The 3,053-nt window shown below is 56.7% G+C and carries 4 protein-coding genes and 3 tRNA genes; all 7 read right to left on the bottom strand.

The features are described 5' to 3' along the window. Positions 1-179: GTP-binding protein (locus tag ACF8K2_RS23665; protein ID WP_232244373.1), on the bottom strand; the 179-nt coding region annotated here is incomplete at its 3' end. An 80-nt stretch (positions 180-259) separates the two neighbouring features. After that, a tRNA-Thr gene (locus tag ACF8K2_RS23660) sits at positions 260-335 on the bottom strand. 28 nt (positions 336-363) lie between these two features. After that, positions 364-437: transfer RNA gene (locus tag ACF8K2_RS23655), tRNA-Gly, on the bottom strand. A gap of 24 nt (positions 438-461) precedes the next feature. Next, positions 462-546, bottom strand: a tRNA-Tyr gene (locus tag ACF8K2_RS23650). Between the two features lie 144 nt (positions 547-690). Further along, positions 691-1,116, bottom strand: a complete 426-nt coding sequence (locus ACF8K2_RS23645) for a hypothetical protein (protein WP_392467961.1) — start codon at positions 1,114-1,116, stop codon at positions 691-693. Between the two features lie 7 nt (positions 1,117-1,123). Further along, a complete protein-coding gene (locus tag ACF8K2_RS23640; protein WP_186557303.1) occupies positions 1,124-1,873 on the bottom strand; it encodes a pantothenate kinase in 750 nt (249 codons plus the stop codon). Next, positions 1,863-2,822 (bottom strand): bifunctional biotin--[acetyl-CoA-carboxylase] ligase/biotin operon repressor BirA, encoded by a 960-nt coding sequence (birA, locus tag ACF8K2_RS23635; RefSeq protein ID WP_392467957.1) that lies wholly within the window; start codon positions 2,820-2,822, stop codon positions 1,863-1,865. Before birA ends, ACF8K2_RS23640 begins: the two co-directional genes overlap by 11 nt. Positions 2,823-3,053 lie beyond the last annotated feature (231 nt).

The raw sequence follows: 3,053 nt of genomic DNA, 5'->3' as shown, positions 1-3,053 counted from the left end.
CCGCGCGCTTTCTCTTCTGGAGCCGAGTCGATCTTGTCGAACTCAACGACTGCCGAACCGAAAACCTCGGAGCAGACGCGAGTCAGAGCTGCGGTCAGAGTGGTTTTACCATGGTCAACGTGGCCGATAGTGCCAACGTTAACGTGAGGTAGGGAACGATCAAACTTTTCCTTAGCCATCGATACAGTCCTCCGCAGAAGAAAATAGTCACTACTACCGATAAAACAAAGGCAGATATTTTCATATCTGCCTTGTTATATGGAGCTCTTGAGCGGACTTGAACCGCTGACCTCACCCTTACCAAGGGTGTGCTCTACCAACTGAGCTACAAGAGCGAAACACATTGTGCAAAAACAGCAAACTTGGAGCGGGTAGCGGGAATCGAACCCGCATCATCAGCTTGGAAGGCTGAGGTTCTACCACTAAACTATACCCGCGAGGCTTGCAGCTCTCGCTAAAAATGGTGGAGGGGGAAGGATTCGAACCTTCGAAGTCGAAGACGGCAGATTTACAGTCTGCTCCCTTTGGCCGCTCGGGAACCCCTCCTGAGCGTGGGCGGCATTTTCAACTCTTGCCGACCTGTTGTCAAGCTTTTTTTCAATTAAATCTTGAAGTTAGCTACTTTGACAACAGCTTCCGGTCCTACCACCTCAGTGGTGTTCCCTGCGAAGCGGGCGCCATTCTATCAAGCTATTCGCCAGTTGCAATACCCCCGCAGAAAATAATTTTGTGTTTTAAGTCTTTGAAATCCTTGGAAAGAGTCGCGAGCACGGTTTGGTCCAGTAAACGCTCGCTTTCCGGGGCTACCTTCAGCCACATACCGTCTGCGCCCGGCAGCTGACCGGACACCACCAACGTGGTGATATCCAGGCTAAGTAGGCGCTGGCGTAGCGCATCGAGCTGATCCCGAACTGGTAGACCACCAATAACCAGGCATTCATCACGACGTCGCGCCGGCGCTGCAGCCCCCGTCTCACGCAGCAGACGGATCTCCTGCTGGTTACCTTTATAGAGAGAAAGCGGCGCGACCTCTTTGGCCCTCAACGGCGCCTCTTGCTGGTGCCAGACGTAGTAGACGACATTGAGCACCAGCAACAACAGAAACAACCAACGCATAGGCACCTCAATCCAATGGACAAGCCATCGCCAGACCAACGAAGACCAGGTCAGGCACAACGCGGGCCTGAGGCGCAGCTTCGCGCACCAGCGGCGCATCGCCACCAGTCAGGAACACAGTGAAACTTTCACCCCACAAAGCTCGAGCCTGCTCGATCTGTGTACGGGCAAACCCTTGCAGCATCAGCACACAACCGCGCTCCACCGCCTCGACTGTCGAGCGACCAGGCGCAAGCGTGCTCACAGCGCGCTCAGCCGATGCATCGTCGTAGCGAATTCGACGGGTATGGGTACGCAATTGACTGCGCATCAGCGGCATACCGGGACAAATATAACCACCCAGGTGCTCACCATCGGCGGCGACGAAGTCAGCCTTGGCCGCAGTACCCAAGTCGATCACCAGGCACGCACCTTTTGCCAGGTGGTAGGCACCCAAGGCAGCTAGCCAGCGATCCATGCCCAGCCGCTGATAGTCATCATATCCATTACGCACTCCAGCCATTTCCTGCACAGGCAGAGCGACTTGCGCCTGGACAGCGAACCCTGCCTGCAACAGCCCACGCAGCGCGTCAGTTTCCTCTTCGCTACGGACACTGACTATCCGACAGCCTTTCAAGCGTACTGAGGGCAAGGCCGAGACCGCCGCCAATAGCGCCTGATCCGAGTCAACGATGCCGCCACCGACAATCGTCGCGTCGGCAGCATGAATCACCCGCCACTTGATGAAGCTATTACCGCAGTCGAGCTCAAGAATCATCACGCAACCTCAAACTGAGCTCACCACCACTGAAGCTCTTTTCCACACCTTCCACCTCAAGACGCAGTCCGCCTTGTCCATCCACGCCAAGCACTACGCCATCGGTATGGCTACTGCCGGCGATCAGCGATACCTTACGACCCTGCCACAGATGCGCTTGCTCCCATTCTTCCTGGAAGGCGGCGAAGCCATAACGACGGTGCCGGGCCAGCTCATGCTGCAGTTGCTGATTGAGCCTGGCGACCAGCAGGTTACGATCAATAGAGGCGCCCGCCTCCAGCCTCATCGAGGTCCATTGCTGGTCGACCTGGTCGTTGAGCTGCATGTTCACGTTGATGCCAATCCCCAGCACCACATGACAGACGTCAGCCGGATCACCGACAAGCTCCAGCAAGATCCCGGCGATCTTCTGATCAGCGACCAGAACATCATTTGGCCATTTAAGGCCCGCCTGCTTCACGCCAAATGTCTGCAGGGTACGCATGACTGCCAGCCCGACCACCAGGCTTAAACCCTCTAGCTGGCGCATGCCGCCCTCAACACGCAGCACCAAGCTGTAGTAGAGGTTCTCAGCGAAGGGGCTGATCCATTGTCGACCGCGCCGACCGCGTCCAGCACTTTGGCGTTCGGCCAATACTAGAAATGGCGCCGCCCTACCCTGCGCAACACCGCGCAAAGCTTCGGCATTGGTCGAATCGATCGCATCGTGAATAAACAACGGCCACTGCTCGCCTTCGCAGAGATCGCTAATCGCTTGCGAATCAAGCAATGCCAACGGTGCGGCCAATTGATAGCCACGACCTCGGACCTTATGAATGGTCAGGTTCAATTCGGCTTCCAGGTGCTGCAGCTGCTTCCAAACGGCGCTGCGGCTCACCCCGAGAGCTTCCCCGAGCGCCTGCCCGGAATGAAACCGGCCATCCTTGAGGAGATTCAACAACTTCAGCATGCCAGTCTCGACTTGGAATAAGGCTGGAATGATAGCCATGGCCCGAAGGCTTGCATAGGAAAAGGGCGCACTCCGGACTTGGTCATGCCCAACTGCGATGCTTAAGGGATAAAAGCGGGAGGGGTGATGACTGGGGTTGAGCGGGGTGTCAGTTGCGGCTTATCGCGGGTTCAAGCCCGCTCCTACAGGTGTGCGGCAAGGCCAGGTATCGGGCGCTGCATATAGCAGACC

The sequence above is a fragment of the Pseudomonas sp. xss_2 genome (assembly GCF_043104195.1).
Classification (GTDB): Bacteria; Pseudomonadota; Gammaproteobacteria; order Pseudomonadales; family Pseudomonadaceae; genus Aquipseudomonas; species Aquipseudomonas urmiensis.
The sequence above is the reverse complement of the archived record's forward strand: the minus strand, read 5'-3'. Positions and strand labels throughout refer to the sequence as shown.

Coding starts and splice junctions, on each gene's coding strand:
- ACF8K2_RS23645 (WP_392467961.1), bottom strand. CDS start 1,116: ATGCGTTGGTTGTTTCTGTTGTTGCTGGTGCTCAATGTCGTCTACTAC.
- ACF8K2_RS23640 (WP_186557303.1), bottom strand. CDS start 1,873: ATGATTCTTGAGCTCGACTGCGGTAATAGCTTCATCAAGTGGCGGGTG.
- birA (WP_392467957.1), bottom strand. CDS start 2,822: ATGCTGAAGTTGTTGAATCTCCTCAAGGATGGCCGGTTTCATTCCGGG.